Raw genomic sequence first — 22513 nt, forward strand, 5'->3', positions numbered from 1 at the left:
AGTCCCCCAGTCCTCGCGAATTCGCGCTTCGCACGCTCCGCCCCCCGACGATCCGCGAAGTTCGAAGTGGTACTTCGCGCGTTCCACTTCGTACTTCGCGCGTTGCCGGTCGGTGAACCCTCGCGCCCTGCCGGTGACACCCGACCGGCGACACCTGGAGACGGGAAGTCGGCGCGCGTGGGCGCTCAGCTTTCGAGGAGCGTCAGCTTCTCGCGTGCTTCGAACTCACCCCGCAGCCCTGCGTAGTCGTCCGCCGTGAACGCGCGGAAGGCCGCATCCCCGCGCTGTCGCCAGAAGAGCGGCGCATCGGGCAGCGCCGTGCGGTTGAAGTGCACACGTTTCAGGTTCCGCACCAACACCTTCTGGGTCTGGGTGTACTCGAACTCGTCGACCAGGCGGATGTAGTCGGGGATCCACTTCGGGTCCATCCCGCCATGGGAGACCTGTTCCCGACAGAACGCGTAGAAGCCCTCCGGATCGAACTGTGCCCCCTCACGCAGCTTCAGCGCCGCCATCACGAGCTCGTCCGAGACCGAGCAGGGTGCGCCAAAGGCCGCCGCGAGGACGACGTCCGGGTGCTCCTGGAGGATGCGCGCCACCTGGGCCGCCGAGAAGTTCTCGCCGTCCTTGCGGATCCAGTCGTCCGTTCGGCCGTCGAAGAACAGGTAGCGGGTGCCGTCGCGCTCGAGGATGTGGCCGAGGTCGCCCGAGTGATAGATGCCTTCGCGGTACTTCGACGCGTTGGCTTCGGGGTTGCCGAAGTAGCCCTGGAAGAGGGCCGTATCGTCGGCCACCCGGCAGATTTCGCCCACCGCCTCGCCGTAGTTCGTGATCTTGCCGTCCTCGTCCAAGAGCGCGTTGGCACAGGGTTTTCCGCTCTCGTCGAGGATCTGGACGGCCGGGTCGGTGACCTCGCCCACGCTCCCGCGCGGGTCGTTCTTCGTGCGGAAGGTGCTGATCGCGGCCTCGGTCGAGCCGTAGAGCTCGAACATGTCCTCCAGCCCCAGCCAGTCGATGAAGCGATCGATGTCGGGCGGGGCCGCACCGTTGCCCACCGCGTATTGAAAGCGATTGTCCGGGTGGTTCGTCACCTCGGCCCGCAAACGGGCGAGGTCGTCTCCGTACTCGCGCTGCAAAGCGCCGAGGATGTAGTGGACGGGCTCGCCGACGTAGTTCCAATACGTGACGCCGTAGCGCAGTACGTCGGGCACGAAGGCGCTGGCGCTGAAGCGCGGCCGCATCGAGAGCGCGCCTCCCGAGAAGAAGGCCGGCATGTAGCCGAGAAACAGTGCGTTCGAGTGGAAGAGCGGCATGCACGCGTAGCCGACCGCGCTCGGGTCCAGCCCGAGCTGACCGGTCAACCGCGCACCGATCGCGAGCAGCTTGAAGTGATTGTTGTTGATGCCCTTCGGAAGCCCGGTCGTTCCCGAGGTGTAGATCACCACCAGGTTCGTCTCGGGCTGCACGTCCACCGCGGGGGTGTCCAAGCTCTTCTCCGCGGTCCCGACCTCGGCGTCGATGCACGCCATGACGTCGCGCGGCCCGAGGGACGCGTCGCTCTCGGTGCGCAGGACCAGGATGTTCTCGTCCGGGATGTGGTGCAGCCGGGAGCGGACCTTCTCCACTTCGGGGTAGAGCCGCTCGTCCACGACCAGCAGCTCGGCCTCCGAGTGATCGAGAACCCCCGCCAGCGTTTCCCCGCGCAGTCCCGAGTTGACGCCGAACAGCGTATAGCCCTGATAGCCACAGCCCCCGAAGAGCGTCAGCAGCTCCGCGTGGTTCTCGAGCAGCATCGCCACGTGGCCCGTGCGTCCTCGGGCAGCGCCGAGACGCTGCCCGAGGAAGCGCGCCCAGCGCACCGACTCGTCACGCACCTGTTTCCAGGTGAAGCGACGGTCTCCGTCGAGCAGCGCAGTCGCGTTTTCGAGATCCGGGTGACTGGCGCGCGCGTCGAGCTGAGCGCCGATAACGAAGGGCTGATCCTGGGGAGGCGAGAAAGCCAAGGCGAATCTCCCGGGTGCGGTGCGACGTGCGTCGCGATCCTACCAGGGAACGAGGCTGTCTCGAACCGACGAAGCCGCGTACTGCGACGCGCCGGTGGCGACGCGCAAGCCGGGCGGCCGCCCTGTCGGGCAAGCCGACGGGCGCATCCGGGGGTTTGGGAGCGCTCTCAGTACTCGATGATCTCGAGGATGTAGCGCTTCTTCTCTTTGCCACTCGCCGCCGCCATCAGCGTCCGAATGGCGGAAGCGTGCGCCCCACCCTTCCCGATCACCTTGCCCAGATCCTCTTTCGCGACCCGGAGCTCCAGGACGTGGGCGTGCTCCCCAATCACTTCCTTGATCTGGACTTCTTCCGGTCGATCGACCAGCGCTTGCACGATCGCAGTGATCAGCGACTTCACCGGTGCCTCCACTTCTGCATCGGCGGCGCCAGAATCCCCCCGGCTCGCCCCCCCGCGAAGACCGGCCTGGTGCCGCTCGGCCCGATGCCCCTCGGCATCACCATAGCGCAGTCGGACCGCCATGAATACGCGACTTTGGGTCCCACCTGCCCGCGACTGCTCAAGTTTCGGCGAACGCTACCCGATCTCTGGGAGGTGCCGATCCTGACTTTCGACGATGTGTGTATGGGGTTTGGGCCCCAAGCCGATCTCCTGCGCGAACTGGCGTTTCAGGTGGGTGCCGGCGAGACCGTGGGGATCCAGGGGGCGAACGGGGTCGGCAAGTCGACCCTCCTGCGGCTGGCCGCCGGACTGCTGCGCCCCCGACGGGGCCAGATCCGGGTCCTCGACGCGGAGGCGCCCGTCGCGCGCCGCCGTGGCTGGATCGGCTGGTGCCATCCGGACACGGGCTTCCTGCGGCGGGTCTCGCTGCGGACGAACCTGGCGACCCTCACCCGCTTCGACCGGTCGCCAAGTGCATCCCTCGCGGACCGCCTCGAGACCCTCGCCGAAGGGCTCGGCCTCACGCCCTATCTGGAGGTTCCGTGCGAACGCTGCTCGAGCGGCACCCTACAACGCGCGCGCCTGGTGCAAGTACTCCTGCGCTCACCGCGCGTCGCGCTGCTCGACGAGCCCCTGCGCGGGATCGATGCGGCCAGCCGACCGGGCGTTGCGCGCTTCGTGCGTCGCCAGCTCGGAGCCGCCGCCTGTCTCTGGGTCAGCCATTCCCAGGACGAACTCGACGGCGTCGCCGACAAGGCGCTGACACTCCACGACGGTCGACTCCACGCCGGAGCCCGCCACGCGGCGGCGGCATGACCCGCTTCGTCCGCCAGTGCCTGGCCGTCGCACACCGCGACGCCGCCGTGCATCGAAGCTACGGCTGGACCGCCTGGCTCGGATTGGGCACCGCGGCGCTGGGCCTGCTGTCGTACTTCTTCATCGGCAAGTTGGTCTCCCCGCAGACGACGCTCCTGCCGGGAGGCGACTACTTCGCCTTCGTCTGGCTCGGCGTGACCCTGCAGCTGTGGGTCACCGCGACGCTCAGCGGATTGGGACACGGGCTCGCCCGGCAGGCGGCCGAGGGCACCCTCGAGAGTTCTCTCGCCGCAGGCGCGTCCCCGCTGGCGCTGGTGTTCGGTCCCGCGCTCGTGCCGAGCGCCTTTGCGTTGGTTCAGGCGGTGATCACGCTGGGCCTGGGTCTCGGCGTGTTCGGGTTGCACCTCGAGGCGAGCGGCTGGGCGCTGGCGGGCTTCGCCATCGTCGCAACGCTGGTCGCCTGTGCGCCGATCGGCATCGTCGGTGCCTGCGCGTGGCTGGTCACGCGTCGCTCGGGATGGGTAATCAGCGCAACCCTGCTGGGATTCAGCGTGTTCGGGGGCGTGTACTTCCCGGTGGCGCTGCTGCCCGAGCCCTGGTCGGAGGTCGCACGCTGGGTACCGATCCAGGCGGGCCTCGAAGCGGCGCGCGGGGCGCTGCTCGAGGGCGCATCGTGGACGTCGTCCCAGACGGCCCTCCTCCGCCTCGCGTTGCTCAGCCTTGCCGGACTCCCGCTTTCGCTGGCCTGCTTCCGCTGGGCGCTGCGCCGCGCGGAACGGCGTGGTGATCTCGCGCTCGCCTGAGGCGTTCCCAGCGTCTTGCGGGACGCAGACACGCGGCCCGCAACCAGCCCCAACCCCGCGCGGAAGCGGACGCCAAACGCACGGGACGCGCCTCGCCCAGACGCGGCCCGCGCTCCACGGCAACGCCCAGGACATCACCGGGGGCGACCCAACCGTCGGCCTGGATCCGCGCGTCGCCAATCAGCTTCCAGCCCGCCGGTCGACGGCGGACCACGCGGTGCAACACCGGCCGCCCGCCCACGTCGGCGAGCACGATGTCTCCGAGCACGACGTCGCGCGCTTCACGCGCTTCGATCCGCAGCTCGTCTCCGGGACGCAGGGTCGGACGCATCGAGTGCCCGCCCGCGCGCAGACGCAGGGGCCCGCGGGCCAACGCAGCCCGCAGCAGCGGCAGCTCGGGGGTCTCGCTGCGCTCCGTCTTGGTGGGGCCGGAGGCCAGCGTCACGCCGACGCGGCCGCCGGCTGACGCCAGGCGTACGGCACGACGGATGGCGCCTTCGGGAAGTGGAGATCTCCGATCGGCACCTCGCGCACCAGCTCGTCGACCAGGTCGAGGGTGCGTGCGGCCGCGATCGGGTCGTGCGCGGGCAGGAAGGCGTTGCCGAGCACGGCCGCAGCCGCCGCCGCTCCCGCGAGCGGGGCCGCCTCCAGGCTACCGGCCTGGTGGATCGCGTGGATCGACGCCAACCGCACCCGTCGTCGTGAGGCCAGCGGTGCGTCGCCATGCCAGGGCGTCCCGCAGACCTCGAACCCGGAGTCGGGTCGCTTCCACAGCACGATCCGATCGTCCGAGAGCACCTCGCAGTCGCCACGACCGAGTTCGAGACGCGCGACCGTCGTCTTCCCGGCGCCCGAGCGCCCGGTGTAGAGGCGTGCGCGCTCGCCCCGCGCGACCCCACAGGCATGCAGCAGGAGCCCTCCACAGCGCGCAAGGCGGTGCAGATAGATCAGCTCGTCGAGCGGATACGCGAGCGGGTAGAGCACCTCGCGCACGTAGAACGAGTCGGCAGCCACCTCGACGACACCGTTCTGGAACTCCGCGTCGAAGCGCGCCACGCGGAGCAGCTCGCCCCGCACCGCGAGGCTGAACACCCAGCCGTCGTCGACGCGAGCGACGTCGAAGATGCCGCCCTCCGAGTCATAGGCCAGCGCGGCCCGCGGAGGCGCTTCGAGACGATCCCGCACGGCGACCCGGACGCGCACGTCCGCGTCCTCCGGCGTCGAGGCGAAGCGCAGCAGCGGCCCGTCGGGCCACTCCCAGGGCAACGCGTCCGGCACCTCGATGGCCATTCGCAGCCCGGCCACCTCGAGCCCGCGGAAGCTCACGACCCGATGTTCAGACACATCACGGTCGGCTGGCTCGACTGCGCACACGTTCCCGCGGCGCCGCCGAACCCCCCGGCCAGATTGTCCATCTTGCAGTTGTCCGGGAAGCTCGCCATGACGTCGAGCTCGACGACGCGAATCTCCGGCGCCTCGTAGGGGCGCTTCTTTGCCTCGTCGCTCACCCGATGCCTCCGATCTGCAGGAGCGTCCCGCTTCCGCAGCCTCCGCCGCTCGACCCACAGCCACCACCACTCGCGCAGCTCCCGCATCCGGTCGGCGCCGGGGCGGCGTCGTCGAGCGCCCCCCCGTAGGTCTGTTCGCGCACCGCGGTCAGGGAGCACTGGAACTCGACGTGGGACTGCTGGTTCTGGGTCTCCCAGAGCGCCACGCCCGGGCAGTTGTGACAGGTCGACCGGCTCGCACAGGAGCTGCACTTCGCGTCGGGCTCGCGTTCGATCGCGCGGATCTTCGGGAACTCCTGTTCGTAGATCTCACGCAGAGGCCGTTCGCGCAGGCTGTGGCGGAAGTTCTTCACCATCAGGCAGACCTGGACGTTGCCCGTCGGATCCACGTGCAGGGAGTTCTTCCCCGCGCCGCAGGTGAAGAGCTTCTGACCCTCGGGCGGATTCTCGCGTTGCTCGCCGAGGTACTGGGACCAGGCCCGGTCCTTCTCAGCGTCTCCCTGCTCGAGTGCGACGATCTGCTCCGGGCTGAGACGCAGCGCGTGGGGATGCTTCTCGCCGCGCATGGTCGCGAGGATGGCCGGGTCGTAGCGGAACTCGATCCCCAGGTCCTTCGCAAAGGCCTGGAGCCCGGGAATCTCGTGGGCGTTCTCGGTGGTGGCGGGGCACTTGAGCGCGAGCGGGTGTCCCGCCGCCAGCACGCGCGCGATGCCGTCCATACAGCGGTCGTACGAACCCTTCACCGCGACGACCTGCTCGTACACTTCGCGCGTGAGCCCGTAGAGCGAGATCTCGACCATCGCGGGCGGCAGTTCGTCCCAGAGCGCGATGATCCGGTCGTTGATCAGCGTCCCGTTCGTGAAGACCGTGACGAGCATTCCGCGCTGCTTCGCGTGGCGGTAGATCTCGGGGAAGTCCTTGCGGAGGAGCGGATCGCCACCCGTGAGCAACAGGAATAGACATCCCATCGACACCATCTCATCGATGACGTCGATGATCTCGCTCGTGGAGAGCTCCTCGGAGCGCTCGCTGGGCGGGCAATAGCAGTGCGTGCAATGCAGGTTGCAGCGATAGGTCAGCTCGATCGATCCGGAGATCAGCGTGCGATTCCGGGCGATCCGCGCCTTGTAGTCGCGACCGATGGCCGCGCTCTCGACTCCCGCCAGCGTGCTGTTGCGCGTGAGGGCGCGCGCGAAATTCATGCAGGACCTCCTGGTTCGGGGACTTCGCTTCCGGCCAGACAACCCGCCGCAAGCAGTTCGCCGAGGAAGCGCTCGACATCGCTCCGGGCCCGATCGACATCGACGTCGAAGGACGCCGCCACCGCGTCGGCCAGCGCCGCGGTGTCGCGCGCCCCATCGATGTGTTCCCACACGAAAGTGCCGACCTCATTCAAGGTGAACAGGGCCATCTCGCGTGCACGCCGGGTCGCCGGAACGAGAATCGTCTCGTCGGCGATGCGTCGCGCAATGATGCCTTCTTCTCGCACCGGAGCGGTCACGCGTCGCCCCCCGGTCGGGAGCGCCAGGCATGCAGCGGATGCGCATCGGGGCGGCGCCCGGGCTCGGAGAACCAGGCTTCGCCGGGCGATGCGGCCCAGGCCGCCGTCCGTGCGACGTCCCACCAGCTCTCGCCGAGCAGGAGCTTCACGGTCCAGGCCCGGCGCTGATGACGCGGCTCCTGCGCGGTCCGCGCGAGACTCCGATGCAGGAGCCGCTTGCGCACCGGGCCGGGCGCCAGCTCCGACAGCACTTCTTTCGGGATCGGCGTTCGGAGCAGCTCGCGGGTCGCGGCAAACGCCGCGTAGAGCGGACGGCGCACGCGCCAACGCGCAGCCTCGCGCAGGAGCCCTTCCCAATCGGGCTCGCGCCGGGTCAGCAGCCGGTGCAGATCGACGAGCCAGATCCACCGCTCGAGGGTGTGACGCGTCGCGTGCAAGGACGTGAACAGGATCGCGCCGAGCTCGGTCTGGCGGCGGGTCCCGTCGTCGGATTCCTCGCAGAGGCTTCCGAGAAAGTCGGCTCCGGAGACGGCGAACTCGCGCATCAGGCTTTCCTTGCCTGCCCACGCCCAGTGCAACTCGACGAAGAGATCGGCACCGGACACGCGGCGGTGGAAGGCCACCTCATGTCCTCCGGCCACACGCGCAGCGCTGTCGTTCACCGGCCGGAAGCCGCGGCTCTCGAGCAGCGCGAAAGCGGGCTCTCGGTGGGCCGGATCGACGATCAGGTCGAGGTCGTCCATCGGGCGGGTGCCGCAGTCGGGATACAGCGGATCGGATCCGGTGACGAAGGCCCAGCCCTTGAGCGGGGCCGCGGGAATCCCGGCCGCCGCGAGTTCTTCGAAGAGCGACGCGGAGGTCTCGAGCGCGATCAGGTTCTTGCGCAGCGATGCGTAGTAGATGCGCTCACAGGCGCTGCGGAACGAGCTGGGCAGCGGGTCGGCGATGCGCCCGGCCTCGAGCGCGCGATGCAGCAGCGGAGCCACGCGCGCGCGCTCGGCGGCCCGCAGCACGGCGCGGGGCTCGAACGGATCGAGGTCATCGAAGGGATCTCCGGGCCGGATCGAGCCCTCGCACGCGCGCAGCAGATGCGCGAGCCAGCGCTGGGCAGGTTTTCCCGTTCTCGGGAGCACGATCACCGGTGGCGTCCTCCGAGGGCTTCGCCGCCCTCCAAGAGAACGTTTCGGCGTCGGAGCCGGATCCCTTGAGATCCATTTTCTCTATTTTTATTGGGGAGTTAGCAGGACGTCTGCGCGCACGGGAAGGCGCATCGGCAGCCGCGACGGGCGCGCCAGCTCCCGGTAGGCCAGCTCGATCCGGTCGAAGACCGCCTGCTCGTCGTAGAGGCGCTCGGCGCGATCTCGTCCCGCAAGGCCCAACCGCAGACGGAGCGCCGGGTCCTTCGCGAGGGCCTCGAGCGCAGCACCGAGCGCGCGCGGCCGGCGCGTCGGGACCAACCAGCCGCTCTGTCCATCCACCACGGCCTCGCGACAGCCGCGGGTGCGCGTCGCGACCACGGGTGTTGCCATCGCCTGGGCCTCGAGCAACGTCCGCGGCAAGCCCTCGCGGTGGGATGGCAGGGTCGCGACGTCCATCGCCGCGTAGAGCGGAGGAAGATCGGATTGGAGCCCGATCCAACGCGCGCCGGCGTGGCCCGCGAACACCGCCGGATCGAGCGCATCGCGCTTCACGCCGCGTTCGTCCGGCCCGACCAGCAGGAGTCGCCACCCACGACGCGCCGCCGTGGCGAGGAGCAGCTCGGGGATGCCCTTCTCCCGAACGAGCCGCCCGACGAAGCCCACCACGAAGTCGTCCGGGCCGAAGCCGAGGCTCCTGCGGATCGCGTCGCGATCGTCACGACCGAAACGCGTCGGCGAGAAGCGCGCGATGTCGATGCCATTGCCCAACGAGCGCAAGCGGTCGTTGGAGACGATGCGCTGTTGGCGCGCGGTCCGGACGTCTTCCGCGCTCTGACACAGCACCAGGTCCGCGAGTCGGGCCGAGTTGCGCTCGAGGGTCCGCCAGGTGCGGCGCACCCAGGGGCGTTGTCCCTCGTGGGAATAGAGCCCGTGGACCGTCGACACCACGCTGCGAACGCCCACCATCCGCGCGGCCAGCGCCGCCAGGGCGTTGATCTTCGGGTTGTGGGTGTGGATCAGCTCGAATCGCTCGCGGCGAAACAAACGCACGTAACGCCCGAGCGTCCGCAGATCTTCGAGTGGCTCGATCCGGCGGGAGTTCTCGACCAGATGCACGCGAAAGCCGTCGCGCCGGAGGGTCTCGACCATCGGTCCAGGACCGCACACGACGTGGACGTCGTGTCCCGCCGCGCGCGCCTCGCGCAGCTGGGGTCGCAGCAGGAACGCGCAGAAGTAGTCGGTGTTCGCAACGTGAGCGATTCGCATCTGCTTCTCTCTTCCAGCGGGCGGGTTTCTCAGTCCACGCCCCTTTCAGTCCACTCCAAGCCCGTCAGTCCACGCCCAGGCCCGTCAGTCCACGCCCATGCGCCGCGTCCAGTCGCTCCACACGACCAGGCTCCACAGACGCCACCCGTGATCGGTGACGCCGCGGTCGTGGTCGTCGAGCATCCGCGAGACCGATCCCACGTCGAAGACGCCCTGATCCTGCAGGCGCCGTTCGGCCAGGGTGTCGTGGGTCAGCTCGCGGAGGGGTCCGCGCAGCCACATCGAGAGCGGTGCCTCGAAGCCGTGTTTGGGGGCGCGGCGCACCTCGCGAGACAGCCAGCCACCGAAGACGTCGAGCAGCGCCGCCTTCGAGCGGGTCCCCCGGAGCTTCAGCCCGGAAGGCAGCCGCGCCACGTGCTCGACCAGGCGGTGGTCCAGGAACGGAACCCGGACCTCGAGGCCGAAGGCCATGCTGGCCCGGTCGACCTTGGTCAGCATGTCGTCGGGGAGCCCGAAGCCGAGGTCGACGCGAAGCTGGGTATCCAGAGCATCGCGGCCGCCCGCGAGCGCGTGATGTTCGTCGAAACGCTGGCGCGCGGAATCGCCGCGCCCCTCGAGGGCCGGCACCAACGACGTCTTCTGGCCGTCGCCGATCAGACGGGTCATGGCGAAGAGCCGGTCCGCCTCACCGATCCCGTCCACCTCGAGCACGCGTCGGGCGCGGCGCACCCACTCGCCGAGCCGGGTGCTGCGATCAGGCGAGAGAGAGCGCAGCCAGGGCGCGAGCCCTCGCTCACGCGCCGCGAGCGGGAGCCGATGCCAGCGCCGCAGCCAAACGTCCGCGCGATAGCGCCGGTAGCCCGCAAACAGCTCGTCGGCGCCGTCGCCGGCAAGCGCGACGGTGACGTGATCTCGGGCGCCGCGCGCGAGGGCGTGCACGGGCACGAGGGACGAATCGGCGAAGGGCTCGTCGAGCTCCTGCAGAAGGCTCGGCACCTCGGCCCCCGCCTGGCTCGAGCTGAGCGGGATCTCGACGTGGCGCGTTCCCAACCGCGCCGCCGTGCGACGCGCGCGCAGCGACTCGTCGAAACCGGGCGCGTCCGGAAACGCGAGCGAGAAGGTGGTGAGGTCGCCGCGCTCCCGCTTGGCGAGAGCGGCGATCAGACTCGAATCGATGCCACCGGAGAGGAAGCAACCTAGCGGTACGTCGCTGCGCAGCTGGATCCGTACCGCGTCCAGCATGCGCAGCGTCAGCTCCTCACGCCAGCCCGCGTCGGGCGCACCGTCGCGACCCGCGGGCAGGCGCCACCAACGCACGCGGCGGCTGCGTCCGGGTCGCCACTCCAAGAGACACCCGGGCGAGAGCTTCTCCACCCCCTCGAGCGCGGTCCGCGGCGCCGGCACGAAACCGAAGTCGAGGTAGGACGACAGCGCGTCCAGATCGAGACGCCGCGCAAACCTCGGGCCGGCCAATAGCCCCCGCAGCTCGGAAGCGAAGGCCACGCCGTCCTTGTCCTCGCGCAGGTAGAGAGGCTTGATCCCGAGTCGATCGCGCGCGAGCCACAGGCGCTTCTCTTCGTCGTCCCAGGCCGCAAACGCAAACATCCCGTTCAGCTCGGCGAGGACCGCGAGTCCCTCTCGCTCCAGCAGCTCGACCAGCACCTCCGTGTCCGTGCCGGTTCGCCAGGGGAAACCGGGGAGCCGACGCCGGAGCTCGTGGTGGTTGTAGATCTCGCCGTTGAACACGATCGTGAAGCGTCCCGAGCGGCTGCGCATCGGCTGAGCACCGGCCTGGCTCGGGTCGAAGACCGCGAGGCGACGGTGCGCGAAGCCACCCGCGAAGACGTCTCCTTCGAAGGGGAACGGCGCGAAGCACGCGCTCGCACCGCCATCGGGCCCGCGATGCGAGAGCGCCCGACCCATCGCGTCGAGCACGCCCGCGTCGACGGGTCCTCGGCCCACCCAACCGGCAATCCCACACATCTAGACGGCTCCCTTCGCGAGCCGATGACGCGCCTGCAATGCGGCGGGAATCCCGCGACACTGGTCGAAGAGCGCGCGGCGCAGGTGAGGGCGTCCCAGCGCCTGCACGGCCTTGACGAGCTCGAAACCCAGGAGACCCGGCAGCTCCCGCAAGAGCTCCCCGCGCGACGCGTTCCGCAGGCTGACCCAGAGCCGGTTGCGCACCAGGTAGTACTCGGAGAACGGGACCGAAGCCCCCGAGCCGCCCCGTGCATGCAAGGCCGTCGCGTCGGCACAGAAGCGGCTCTGCCAACCCGCCCGGCGCAGCCTCCAGGCGAGATCGACGTCCTCGTAGTACATGAACAAGCGCTCGGCGAAAGGCGACTCTTCGGGGCCCGACACGCTCGCGAGCGCTTCGCTCCGGTACAGGGTCGCGGCTCCACACGTGCCCCAGACATCCTCGTCGCGTCGGTATTGCGAGGCGGGCAGACCGCGGCCACGATCGACGAACCGGGTGTACCAGCGGTCGTAGCCGATTCCCGCCGAGTCGATGCGTTCGGGAGCATGCGCGTGGAGCAGCCGTCCCCCCGCGGCGCCGCGGCGCGGATCCTCGTCCAGGGCACCGCAGAGCGTCGCCACGTGGCCAGCCCCGAGCACCACATCGGGGTTCAACACCAGGAACGCGTCGCCGCGCGCACACAGGAAGTTCCGGTTGTGACCGCCGGCGTAGCCGACGTTCGACCCCACTGCGTCGAGCGAGACGTAGGGGTGGCGCTCCCGCAGACGCTCGATCGTCCCGTCCGTGGAGCCGCTGTCCACGACGAACACCTCGTCGACGATCGAGCCCTGCTTGCGCACGCCCGCCAGGCAGGCATCGATCTGGTTCGCGCTCTGGTGCGTCACGATGCTCACGCTGACGCGCATGCGTTTCCCCCTCCCGCCGCCACCAGCGCAACGACGCGTTCGCGAATGCGTTCCATGGACTCCGGCGCGGCGAACGCAGCCCGCTCGCCCGACGTCAGCGTGGGCAGCCCCCCGTTTCGCACCGCATCCAGCCAGCGGTCGAGCTGGCGACCGAGCGCCCGGGGCTCCGCCGGGTCGATGACGACACCGGTGCCGGCGGTCGCGACCCAATCGGCGAGACCCCCCGCTGGCGTCCAGGCCAGGAGCGGGCGTCCCGCCGCGATCGCATCAAAGCACTTCCCCGGAATCGGATCGGTTCCGAACGGAGCGTCCGCGCTCAGCACCAGCGCGGCATGTGCTGCAGCGAGTTCGCGTCCCAGCGCCGCGCGCGGAACCGCGGGCGCGATCATCACCCAGTCCTGCAGGCCCCGCGCCCCGATTTCTCCGCTCAGTCCCGCTTCGGCGCCGAGCAGTCGCAGCGCGAAGTGCGCGTTGGGCCGACGCGCACGCCACGCGACCAGGGCATCCAGGAAGCGCCCGAAGCTCGACGCCATCTGGTTCAGTCCAATGGAACCCGCGTGGACCAGCCGCAGGGTGGGTCCGCTGGGAGCGGGCATCGGAGCGGGATCCTCCGGTGCGAAGCCGGTCAACACCGTCGTGCTGCGCGCGGCGAGGTCGGGACAGCGCCGCACGGCGCGCTCATGCGCCGCGGCGCCGGCGAACACCACGCTGCCCGCCCGCGCGAACACCGCCGCTTCCAGACGGGACTCCAAGCGACGCCGCGCCGGACCGAAGTCGACCCGGGTGGGACAATCGAGCCAACCGTCCCGGAAGTCGGCGAGCCAGGGCAGGCCCTGTCGCGACAACGCCCAGCCGACGCCGTGGGCCGAATAGGGAGGTGCGGTCGTATAGACCGCGTCGAAGCGGGCCGTGCGCGTGAGCGCCAGCGCGGCCGGAATCGCCAGCGCGCTCCAGCCTACGGCCAGGTCCGGAACCAACCAACGACGCAAGCGACCCGGGCCCGGTGTCGTGCGCGATCCGCGGGGCACCGACCGGCGTCGATCTCGCCAGTCGGCCACGCGACCCCAATCGGGATTGGGCACGCGAACCACGCGCGCGACCTCCGGAATCCGACGGAGGCCTTCGGGATCGTGGGCCCAGGCCGCGTCATCAACGGTGAGCACCCAGGGTTCGTCCCCCCGCTCCGCGAGATGCCGGACCCACTGCAGGGTCCGGTGCACGCCCCCGCCGCCGAGGGGCGGGAAGTAGTACGCCACCACCAGCACCCTCATGCGGGCACCTCGGCCGGTGCCACCGCCGAGCGGGATACGCTGCGCTCCCGCGCGACGCCGATGGCTGCGATCGTCAGGTAGAGCACGAGGACCTGCGCGCGGTGGCGGTAGGCCGTTCCGAGGTTGGCCTCGACCAGTGCGTACGCGACGGTGATGAGCACCGCGATCGCCAGCAGCGGCAGGCAGGCGGCTTCGCGACGCTGCCAGAGGCCACGCAACCCGAACCCGATTTGGGGTAGGAGTGCATACCAAGCCAGCATCTCGGGGAGCGTCATCCATTGCCGCGCGTTCCAGAGCTGCCACGGCGCGGGGGCGAAGAGGAAGTAGCCGAGTCCGACAGGCAGGAAACGAAGCGCGGCCAAGGGCGAAGACACGTCCGCGTCTCCGTGGTAGGCCGAGCCACCAACGGCGAGGTTGCGCCGGTGCTGCTCGAGCAGGTCGAATCGCAACGAAGGCATCTGCTCGCTCTGCAGCCCGGCTGCGCCCGTGAGGGCTACGCCCGCGAGGGTGGCCGCCACCAGCAACAGCGCCGGGACGCTGCGCAAGCGCGGCAACACCAGACCGACCGCCGCCCCGGCCAGGACGATCCAGACCAGGTAGTCCCGCAGCTGCGAGAGCAACGCGACACCGACGCAGAGTTGGACCAGCGCGCCGGCGGAGGGTCGCTGCTGGAGCCGCTGGGTGCCGCGTACCACCAGCAAGAGCGTCACGATCGCGGCGGCGTCCTTCAGATTGAGGCTCGACCAGAGCACCAGGGACGGGAAGAACGCCGCGAGCCCCGCGGCGATGCGGGCGGCCCGAACGTCGGCGAGGTCACGCGCGATCCGGTAGACGAGCACCACCGAGCCACCGGCGATCGCAGCGTTCGAGAACGTCACCGCGAGCGGAACGAACCCCACCGCCGAGTAGACGAGAGCGTTCCACACGTAGTAGCCGGGCTTCGCGTGGATGTTCTCCGGAAGGCTGCCCTCCCCGGCCCAGGCCCGGGCCATGGCCTCGCCGAGCCACTCGTAGCGGCGCTGGTCGAGAGAGAAGAAGTTCTCCGGCGCCAACGTCGCGATCACCGTCGCGACGATCAACCGCACCCCGACCGCGGCCGCGACCAGGGCGAACAGGGCCTGGGCTTCGTCACGGGGCACGCGCAAGGCGATCCAGGCGAAGAGCGGAAGCGCCAACACGAAGCACACGGCCAACGCCGAACGCAGGCTGTTCGGCAGTGCAAGCGTCATCAGGCACAGGAGTCCGCCAAAGACGACGGCGCGCTGCAGCTCCCCGTTCCGGTTCACCCCTCGCCTCCCTGGGCCAGGCGCTCGCGTTCCACGGCAAGACCGGCGTGCTCCGGCCAACGCCGCTCGGCCTGACGCAAGACGGCTTCGGCCCGAGAGGTTTCCCCCGCCACCCGCCAACCGCGGGCCGCCGCGAAGGCGAGCTGGGGGCGTTCGGGCGCGAGGCGCGCACCAGACTCGTAGATCGACGCGGCCGCCGCGTAGTGCCCCGCGCGCTCGAGCGCGAGACCGGCTGCCGCGTGGACCTTGGGGCGTCGGGGCAGCATCGACTGCCACGTTTCGCCCGGAACCCCGAGCCGATCGAAGCGGGTCACGACATCCGCCACGGACTCCGGGCGAACGTCGATCCCGCGCGCCAGGTCCGCCAGGGCGGTTTCACGATCCCCGCGCTGCCATGCCAGGGCTGCGCGTTCGAAACGCAGCGCCGGCGACACCGGGTCGCGTAGGATCGCCCGGTCGAGATCCGCCCTTGCGCCCGCTTCGTCCCCGAGCCGCCAATGGAGACGCGCCCGCTCCGCGAACGTGACGGCGCGCGCCGGAGCCCAGGCACAGGCCCGGTCGCGTGCTTCGCGTGCCGCACGACGAATCGAACCGTCTCCGCCCCCCAGCACGAGCTTCGCTTCGGCGATCTCCGCCCGCTGTCGCCAGGCGTCCACGGAACGCGGTCGCAGCTTACGCGCGTCCCGTGACGCCGCCGCGGCTTCAGCGAAGGCGCCGCGTTGCAGGGCGTGATCCGCTCGGGCCATCGCCTGGGCAAACGCGAACTGGCTGCCGGCCTCGACGACGACCCACGCGGCCAACAAGACCCCCGCCGCACGGACCCAGACCCCCGAGACCTCGGGGCCCAGCGAGCGCAACCCGACTCCCAGTACACACGCGGCGGGAAACGCCAATGCGAACACCCGAAGCGGCGAATCGAAGCACGCGAAGATCCAGAGGGTCGCAGCGGCCGTCGCCGTGCTCGCGGCCCACACCGTACCCACCCGCAGGGCCCGCACGATCGCTACCCCCAGCGCGAGCAGCAAGAGCGCACCCGCCGCGCCGAACTCCCACAGGAGCTGCAGCGGCTCGTGGTGCGCGTGACGCGGGGCGTACGCCAACGTGTCGGGACGCATCGCCAGGAACGCATCCCGGTAGCCGCCGAGCCCCACGCCGACGGGCCACGCGTCGACGAGCCCGCGGACGCCGACGGCGTTGAGCTGCCAACGGATCCCGACCGACGACTCGCCAGCGGGGCCCGCCCAGGGAAACCACCCGGGCGCCAGGACCGGGAGCGCGAGTGTCGCAGCCGCCGCCAGCGCGAAGGCACCGGCGGTCCAGGCTGGAAGGGATCGCGGCCAATGGATCCTGCGCGAACCCACGCGATCGGGCCAACACGCGATGGCGATCCCCACGAGCAGCGCCAAGCCCCCCGCCCGCGACCCCGTCGCGAGCACGGCGAGTGCCTGAGTCCCGACGAGCACGCCGAGATTCCGCGCCAGCCGCGGAGCGCCGGCCCGCACCGCCCGACGCCACGCGGAGAGCGCCAGGGCGCTCGGCAACAGCAGGAACGCCGCCAAGCGCGCCGGGTTACCGAAGGGAGCCGCGGCGGCCCCGAAGTCTCCGCCCCGGATTGCCCAGAGCGCTACCCCCGTTCCCAGTGCGAGCAACCCCGCCCGCATCGCGTGTTGGACGGGACGCGGCGCCATCGCCGCAGCGAGGCACCAGGCCAGGCACACGCCCACGGCGACACCGGCCTGACGTGCTTCGCCAGGAACCGACGCCATGGACGCATGGGCCATCAGCGCCGCCAGACACAGCGGGACACCCAACCCGAGGGATGCGGGTGCGGGACGGAGGCGGCCCACGCCGAACACGACCGCGAGCGGAATCGCCACGGCGAACCACACACCCGCCTCGACGACGCCCGTGCGGCCATCGAAGAGGACGGCGAGCCCCACGAGTCCGGTCCACGCGAGGCCCAGCCCCCAGTGCCGCGCGCTAACCCGCACCCGCGGCCGCCCCATCGCTCGCCGGGTCTTCGACACCGTACTGGTAGTAGCCGTAGAGCATCGAGCGTTCGTCGACGGGCGCCTTGTTGAGGACCACCCCGTAGAGACGCCCCCCAGAGCGTTCCAACTGGCGGAGCGCGGTCTTCACGATCTTGAGATCGAAGCGCCCGCGTTCCACGACGAAGAGGACGCCATCCACGAGCCCACAGAGGAGCGACGAATCGATCAGCCCTCCGGCGGGCGGCGAATCGAGGAGTACGTACTCGTAGTCCTCACGGAGCCCGACGATCAGCTCCTGCAACCGACGCGACTCGATCAGCTCGGCCGGGTTCGGCGGTCGGGTGCCGGCGGGGAGCACATCGAGATGCTCGATCCGACTCGCACACACCGCGCTCTCCAGCGACGCATCCCCGGCCAACACGTCCGCCAGCCCGGTGCCCTCCCCCATCCCGAAGAACCGGTACAGGCTGGGTCGACGCAGATCCGTGTCGATGAGCAGAGTGCGTCGCCCGGATTGGGCGAGCGACACTCCGAGGTTCGCCAGCACCGTCGACTTCCCTTCTTCGGGCCCGGTGCTGGTCACGAGCACCACGCGCCGCGGCCGATCGACGTGGCTGAAGCGAAGATTGGTGCGCAGTGAGCGGAAGCTCTCCCCGATCAGCCCCGAGGATGCCTCGGCCACCAGACGTCGGCTCTCTCCCTCGAACTCGCGCAGCACGCCGAGGGTCGGCAGACCGAGCACGCGCTGGATGTCGTCGGGCGTCGCGGCCGTGCGATCGAAGACTTCGACGGCGTAGGCCAGGGCCAGCCCGAAACACAGCCCCAGTACCGCCGCGATCACCAGCGCCCGGAGCGCCGCTGGCCCCACCGCGACGCGCGGGAGCTTCGCGGTCTCCAGGATCCGGATGTTGCCGCCCGCACCGTCCTCTTCGAGGTCGGCTTCCTTGAGCTTCTTGAGCAGCACCTGGTAGAGCTCCTGCTCGAGCTCGACGTCGCGCTTGAGGATTCGATACTGGATCCACTTGTGATGGTCGGCGGTGCGCTGGGCCTGCTCGGCATCGAGCCCTGCGCGCAGACTGACCAGCTGCGCCTCGAGCTCTTGCACCTTCGGGTGCAGGCTCCGGTAGCGGCGTCGGAGCTGGCGCAACTCGACTTCGGCGTGGGCGATCCGCTCGCGAAGAGCCGCCTGGGCCGGGTCCGTCGCGGCGGGGCCATCGCCCACCGTCCCGGCGAAGTCGAGCTTCTCCACCTGGATGTACTCGATCAGCCGCTCCTCGGAGCGGCGCAGGCTGTCGCGCACCGCTTCGGTCTCGGACGTCAGCCACGCCACCGAGCGCCGCTGAGCCGCGGAGCGCTGCTCCTGCGAGTAGTCGATGTAGGACTCGGCCATCGCGTTCGCCATGTCGCGGGCGATCGCCGGGTCCGGGTGGGTCACGCGCAGCAGCACGATGCGGGTGTCACGCACCCGCTCCACCTGGGTTCGCGCGCGGAGCGAGGCCAGCAGGGCGTCGCGGCGCTCGACCGGGCTCTCGTCGTCGATGCGACCGAGCAAGATTCCCGCGCCTTCGATGACCGGTTGGCTGCGCATGATCTCGAGCTGAGTCTCGAAGGAGCGCTGCTCGAGCAGGTACCCCTCGATCGCGCTGGCCCGATCCGAGAGCACGCCGCGCTGGGGCGTCGCGCCGACCAGGATCCGCGTCATCGCCTGGTAGACGGGGTCCACCCGATAAGCCAGGGCCGCGGCGACCACGACGAACCCCACGAAGACGCCCAGCACGATGCGCCAACGGCGCTGCAGGAAGCCGAGGGAATCGAGCAGGTGGGGATCGTCGTGCATGACCGAGTTGCGCGGCTCGCTCACAGGGCCTCCTAGAAGAAGCTCTCGGGCACGACGACGAGATCGCCGGCCTCGAGATCGATGTCCTTGGCGCCCGGCTTGCCGTCGACCAGATCGCCGACTCGCACCCGCACTACCGCGCGCTCCTCGCCCTCACCGCGCACCAGACGCACGCGGTTCAGCGACGCGTACTCGGTGAAGCCCCCCGCGACGAGCACCGCGTCCAGCACCGTCGCAGCGTCGGCCAGGGCGTAGGCGCCGGGCTTCTCGACCTCGCCCATCACGCGAACGCGTCGCGGAATCCCCGCGGCCGGGTCCGAACGCGAGATCACGACCAGCACGTCACCGGCTTCCACCGGCCGGTTCTCGGACAGGTCCCCGGAGAGCAGCGCCGCCACGTCCACCGGGGCCGTCCACTTCGGGTCACCGTCGCCCGGCGCGCGCAGGGGTTCACCGGGTTCGGGCGCCCCCATCCGGTAGAACTTCGCGGCCGATCCCGCATCGAGGCCGAGCCCGCCGGCCGCGAACAAGAGGTCCAACAGGCGCGTGTCCTCACCCACGGCGTACTGGCCAGGCCGCGCGACGGAACCGATCACCCAGGCCTTGCGCCGGGCGGAGGACACCAGCGCAACGCTCACCCGCGGCTCTCGGAGGAAGTCGCGTGCGAGTCGCTCCCGCAGGCGTTCGGCCAGCGCGCGCGTCGAGAGCCCCGCGGCCTCGACTTCGCCCGCCAGCGCGTGACGCAAACGGCCCGACGCGTCGATCTCGTGCTCGCCCGAGAGATCGTGCTCTCGCCACACCTGCACGTCGACGACATCGCCGGGCCCCAGGCCGTAGTCCGTCACCTCTTCCGCGACGACGGGCGACGCCCAAAGCAGAAGAATCCATACGAAGCAATGCCACATCTTCAGTACCGGTAGGAAAGCGTCGCGGTGACGCGGTTCTGGTCGAAGTCATCGAGGGTGTAGGCGCCGCGGTTGGCCCAATGGCGGTAGCCGAGAATGAGCTGCAGGCGCGTCCCGAGCTGTCGGCGCACCCGCACTTCCACGCCCCCGAAGAAGTTGGTGCTCGGGCTTCCCGCGAAGTCGCGCGAACCCTCGGCGTCGAGGTAGGTCAGGAAGCCCTCGATCTCGCCCGTCGTGCGCGGGCCGAACTCCTTCTCGATGCCGACGCGCCCGGTGGTGTCGTGGAACTCGCCGCCCTGGAGGTCGCTGGTGAAGCGGCTGTGGGCCCCGGCCTCGAAGTTCCAGCCGCGGCGATGGCGATAGCGCAGCTGTGCCGACCCGAGCAGGCGCGGCACGTCCGAGCGGCGCACGAAGTCGATCACTCCGTAGCCGCCGGCCAGCTCGAGTTCGAGGCGCGACAGCAAACGCGTCTCGAAGCCGAGGCGTCCCATGTAGAGCGTGTGGTCGGCGCTCGGGTCTTCGTCGAACTGACGGGCTCGCACCCGACCGCGCGCATAGAGCGCGCTGCGTCGCCCGAAGGCGCGTCGCAGCTCGACGCTCCCGCCTCCTTGCCAGTAGTCGGCGCGAAAGCGGCCGCCGGCTCGTCGCTGGGCGCCCTGTCCGGTGTTCAGCAGCGTGAAGCGCTCGGTGTCGAAGCGGGCCCCCTCGAGCGCGAAGATGACCTCGCGAATCGAGTCGAAGGCGTGGGCGAAGCGCAGCTCGGCCGAGGCCAGGTTCGTCTGCTGCAGGTTCGAACCCTGGTCTTCGGGGAGCCCGAGGAACTGGGGCTGGGGGGTGTAGACGTCGCTGAGGCGCAGCGTGAGGCCGCGCCACAGGCCCAGCTCCACATCGGCCTTGGCGCGATAGAACACCTGGTCGTCGAGTTCCCGCGTATCGAGGTACTGGCGGAAATCCGCCCCGACCTCTGCGCCGAGGTCGTAGGCGCGCCCGCGGTAGCCGAGCTCGAGTGCGGGTTGCACCCAGAGTGCGACGTCGCCCTCGGGATCCCTACGGCGCTGAAAGACGTTGTCGTCGGCCAGGCCATGCAGCGTCAACGAGGGGTGCCAGCGGAAGCGACGCACGTCGCCCTCCTCCGCGAACCCGGCTTCGGCATGCGCGACGACGAGCCACGCGAGCCACCCCGCGACGAGACGCGTGCGACCACTCATAGGTCCGCCGGCAGGACGGGGGACAGGGGTCGCGAGTAGAGCCGCTCGAGTTCGTCGTCGGTCAGCGCGGCCGGCGGCGCGAAAGCCGTCCCACCGAGTCCGCGCGAGAGGAACCCGGACGCGAGGCGTGCCACCATCGGCTGGGCCAGGTTCGCGCTGGCCGCGTGGCGGGTGACCGCCGCGCCGGGCGGGCCCTCGCGGAATCCGAAGCCCTCGAGCAGGTCCACGTAGTCGCGACCGCGATCGCTCCGTCGGGTCACGACGATCCGATCGATTCCATGTCCGGTCGGCACGCGCGCGCGCACGACGTGATGTCCCGACGCCATCCGCAGCGTCGCGACATGGGCCCAATGGAACGGTCCGCGACCCACCTCGGGCTCGACCCACGCCTCGGCGACGCCGTCGACCGACCAGTACTGCCGGCCTTCGCCGAGCAGCCGCGCGGTGATCGTGTAGAGCCCGGGCTCGGTGAGATCGATCCGGTAGCGGAACTCGGCGCGCCCGTGCTCGGCTTCGGCCCAGGCCCCGGCGGACGCATTGCCTCCACCCTCGCGGGTGTCGCCCGACGCGTTCGTCGCCGAGGCGTAGCGTTCGCCCTCGATCCCGAACGAATCGAGCGCCGGCAGGTGACGCTCGAGACCCATCGCGTGAACGAGCGAGCGCGCTTTCGCACCGAAGGTCAGACCGCGACCGGGTTGCCAGCCATTGCTCGGCGCGACACACAGCGTGCGCTCGACGGCGAGCTCGACACGCGTCGCCGCCGCCCCCTGACCCAGCCGACCGCTCACTTCGTGCGGACCAACGGTGAGCGGAAAGAGCGTCTCGGCCGACCCCAGGCCGAGTTCCGTCACCTTCACCGGCTGCAGGGCGGCCCGGTCCACGGTCCAACGCTGCCCACCGCGCCCTTCGACGGACAAGCGGTACAGGCCGGTGACCGGGACGTCGACGATCACGCGAATCGGCGTCCCCGCCGGTGCGGATGGAACCTCCGCCAACACGTGCAGGGGCCGCGGCGGCCCTTCGCTGGGTTCGTTGCGCTCGGGGCACAAGAGCGCGAAGCGATCCGCGTCGCGGGCGCCCGGCGGCAGTGCGTGATGCAGCCCGAAGGCCTCGGTGAGGTCGCGCGCCCATTCCTCGTGGGAGACGATCGCCTCGCCGCGCGACCACTGGGGATGGTCGATCTGGGGCAGCCCGAGCGGCGATTGGGCCAGAGCGGACCAACCCACCCAGAGCGCAGCGCCTGCGACTCCGAGCGAGCGTCGCCAGCGCGCCCGGGGGTCACGCCGACCGCGTCTCCTCGCCCCATAGTTCTTTGCGCGCACGGCGCCCAACGTCCACCTCAGCGAAAACCGGGAAGGGAGCTACGTGTTTCTCTTCGGGTGGATTCCGGGTTTCCTTGACCTTCCCGGGGCTTGGAGCCCTCGCGTGCCGCCGCGCGAGGGCGCGCGCGACCGGCAATCCGCCCGCAAGCCGGGCCGCCCTCGCGGATTCCACGGACGCGCGGGTGATCCCCAGGGGGCCGGCTCAAGGGCGCGTGCTTTTTTGCCGATGCTTTCGGTACCCTTGGAGGGCGAACTGCGTATCCGAGCAGGACACGCTGGACGCACCGCGAGATGGAGGATTTTCCCTTCACCGACCCGTGGGTCGGGA

Annotated in this window: 19 protein-coding genes; 2 read left to right on the plus strand and 17 right to left on the minus strand. The window is 70.3% G+C overall.

From position 1 onward, the window contains the following. Nucleotides 1-185 precede the first annotated feature (185 nt). On the minus strand, nt 186-2003 hold the full coding sequence (locus tag AAF430_15595) for an AMP-binding protein (protein ID MEM7411653.1): 1818 nt from the start codon (nt 2001-2003) through the stop codon (nt 186-188). Nucleotides 2004-2170: 167 nt separating this feature from the next. Beyond that, the gene (locus tag AAF430_15600; protein ID MEM7411654.1) at nt 2171-2404 is read right to left on the minus strand and encodes a KH domain-containing protein; all 234 of its coding nucleotides are present in this window, start codon (nt 2402-2404) and stop codon (nt 2171-2173) included. Nucleotides 2405-2629: 225 nt separating this feature from the next. Here AAF430_15600 and AAF430_15605 point away from each other — a divergent pair, with 225 nt between their 5' ends. Then, on the plus strand, nt 2630-3262 hold the full coding sequence (locus AAF430_15605) for an ATP-binding cassette domain-containing protein (protein MEM7411655.1): 633 nt from the start codon (nt 2630-2632) through the stop codon (nt 3260-3262). Further along, nucleotides 3259-4065, plus strand: a complete 807-nt coding sequence (locus AAF430_15610; GenBank protein MEM7411656.1) for an ABC transporter permease — start codon at nt 3259-3261, stop codon at nt 4063-4065. The genes AAF430_15605 and AAF430_15610 overlap by 4 nt, the downstream gene beginning before the upstream one ends. 441 nt (nt 4066-4506) lie before the next feature. On the opposite strand, the gene AAF430_15615 is transcribed toward AAF430_15610, so the two are convergent. The 15 genes from AAF430_15615 to AAF430_15685 form a co-directional block, all read right to left on the minus strand. Then, a complete protein-coding gene (locus AAF430_15615; GenBank protein ID MEM7411657.1) occupies nt 4507-5391 on the minus strand; it encodes a hypothetical protein in 885 nt (294 codons plus the stop codon). Continuing rightward, on the minus strand, nt 5388-5573 hold the full coding sequence (locus tag AAF430_15620) for a hypothetical protein (GenBank protein ID MEM7411658.1): 186 nt from the start codon (nt 5571-5573) through the stop codon (nt 5388-5390). The genes AAF430_15615 and AAF430_15620 overlap by 4 nt, the downstream gene beginning before the upstream one ends. Next, nucleotides 5570-6775 (minus strand): radical SAM protein, encoded by a 1206-nt coding sequence (locus tag AAF430_15625; protein ID MEM7411659.1) that lies wholly within the window; start codon nt 6773-6775, stop codon nt 5570-5572. Before AAF430_15625 ends, AAF430_15620 begins: the two co-directional genes overlap by 4 nt. Next, nucleotides 6772-7074, minus strand: coding sequence for a PqqD family protein (locus tag AAF430_15630; GenBank protein MEM7411660.1), 303 nt, complete (start codon nt 7072-7074; stop codon nt 6772-6774). The genes AAF430_15625 and AAF430_15630 overlap by 4 nt, the downstream gene beginning before the upstream one ends. Next, nucleotides 7071-8207 carry a nucleotidyltransferase family protein gene (locus AAF430_15635; protein MEM7411661.1) on the minus strand — a complete coding sequence of 379 codons (1137 nt, stop codon included), beginning with the start codon at nt 8205-8207 and terminating at the stop codon, nt 7071-7073. Before AAF430_15635 ends, AAF430_15630 begins: the two co-directional genes overlap by 4 nt. A gap of 93 nt (nt 8208-8300) precedes the next feature. Further along, nucleotides 8301-9479, minus strand: a complete 1179-nt coding sequence (locus tag AAF430_15640) for a glycosyltransferase family 4 protein (protein MEM7411662.1) — start codon at nt 9477-9479, stop codon at nt 8301-8303. Nucleotides 9480-9563: 84 nt separating this feature from the next. Then, nucleotides 9564-11462, minus strand: a complete 1899-nt coding sequence (gene asnB / locus AAF430_15645; protein MEM7411663.1) for an asparagine synthase (glutamine-hydrolyzing) — start codon at nt 11460-11462, stop codon at nt 9564-9566. After that, nucleotides 11463-12365, minus strand: coding sequence for a glycosyltransferase family 2 protein (locus tag AAF430_15650; GenBank protein MEM7411664.1), 903 nt, complete (start codon nt 12363-12365; stop codon nt 11463-11465). Next, complete coding sequence (locus AAF430_15655) at nt 12350-13636, minus strand: glycosyltransferase (protein MEM7411665.1); 1287 nt, start codon at nt 13634-13636, stop codon at nt 12350-12352. Before AAF430_15655 ends, AAF430_15650 begins: the two co-directional genes overlap by 16 nt. Further along, nucleotides 13633-14922, minus strand: coding sequence for a glycosyltransferase family 39 protein (locus AAF430_15660; GenBank protein ID MEM7411666.1), 1290 nt, complete (start codon nt 14920-14922; stop codon nt 13633-13635). The genes AAF430_15655 and AAF430_15660 overlap by 4 nt, the downstream gene beginning before the upstream one ends. Further along, nucleotides 14919-16949 carry an O-antigen ligase family protein gene (locus AAF430_15665; GenBank protein ID MEM7411667.1) on the minus strand — a complete coding sequence of 677 codons (2031 nt, stop codon included), beginning with the start codon at nt 16947-16949 and terminating at the stop codon, nt 14919-14921. The genes AAF430_15660 and AAF430_15665 overlap by 4 nt, the downstream gene beginning before the upstream one ends. Then, entirely contained in the window at nt 16903-18774 is a 1872-nt protein-coding gene (locus tag AAF430_15670; GenBank protein ID MEM7411668.1) for a polysaccharide biosynthesis tyrosine autokinase, read from the minus strand. The genes AAF430_15665 and AAF430_15670 overlap by 47 nt, the downstream gene beginning before the upstream one ends. An 8-nt stretch (nt 18775-18782) precedes the next feature. Continuing rightward, nucleotides 18783-19655: a polysaccharide biosynthesis/export family protein gene (locus tag AAF430_15675; protein MEM7411669.1), complete on the minus strand. Its 873-nt coding sequence runs from the start codon at nt 19653-19655 to the stop codon at nt 18783-18785. A gap of 2 nt (nt 19656-19657) precedes the next feature. Further along, the gene (locus AAF430_15680) at nt 19658-20863 is read right to left on the minus strand and encodes an outer membrane beta-barrel protein (GenBank protein MEM7411670.1); all 1206 of its coding nucleotides are present in this window, start codon (nt 20861-20863) and stop codon (nt 19658-19660) included. Further along, nucleotides 20860-22089, minus strand: a complete 1230-nt coding sequence (locus AAF430_15685; GenBank protein ID MEM7411671.1) for a hypothetical protein — start codon at nt 22087-22089, stop codon at nt 20860-20862. The genes AAF430_15680 and AAF430_15685 overlap by 4 nt, the downstream gene beginning before the upstream one ends. Nucleotides 22090-22513: the final 424 nt, after the last annotated feature.

It is taken from the genome of Myxococcota bacterium, assembly GCA_039030075.1.
Taxonomy (GTDB): Bacteria; Myxococcota_A; UBA9160; order UBA9160; family SMWR01; genus JAHEJV01.

What these genes read in the sequence shown, in the direction of transcription:
- AAF430_15605 (MEM7411655.1), top strand. Translation starts at nt 2,630, where the DNA reads ATGGGGTTTGGGCCCCAAGCCGATCTCCTGCGCGAACTGGCGTTTCAG.
- AAF430_15610 (MEM7411656.1), top strand. Translation starts at nt 3,259, where the DNA reads ATGACCCGCTTCGTCCGCCAGTGCCTGGCCGTCGCACACCGCGACGCC.
- AAF430_15625 (MEM7411659.1), bottom strand. Translation starts at nt 6,775, where the DNA reads ATGAATTTCGCGCGCGCCCTCACGCGCAACAGCACGCTGGCGGGAGTC.
- AAF430_15640 (MEM7411662.1), bottom strand. Translation starts at nt 9,479, where the DNA reads ATGCGAATCGCTCACGTTGCGAACACCGACTACTTCTGCGCGTTCCTG.
- asnB (MEM7411663.1), bottom strand. Translation starts at nt 11,462, where the DNA reads ATGTGTGGGATTGCCGGTTGGGTGGGCCGAGGACCCGTCGACGCGGGC.
- AAF430_15650 (MEM7411664.1), bottom strand. Translation starts at nt 12,365, where the DNA reads ATGCGCGTCAGCGTGAGCATCGTGACGCACCAGAGCGCGAACCAGATC.
- AAF430_15655 (MEM7411665.1), bottom strand. Translation starts at nt 13,636, where the DNA reads ATGAGGGTGCTGGTGGTGGCGTACTACTTCCCGCCCCTCGGCGGCGGG.
- AAF430_15675 (MEM7411669.1), bottom strand. Translation starts at nt 19,655, where the DNA reads ATGTGGCATTGCTTCGTATGGATTCTTCTGCTTTGGGCGTCGCCCGTC.
- AAF430_15680 (MEM7411670.1), bottom strand. Translation starts at nt 20,863, where the DNA reads ATGAGTGGTCGCACGCGTCTCGTCGCGGGGTGGCTCGCGTGGCTCGTC.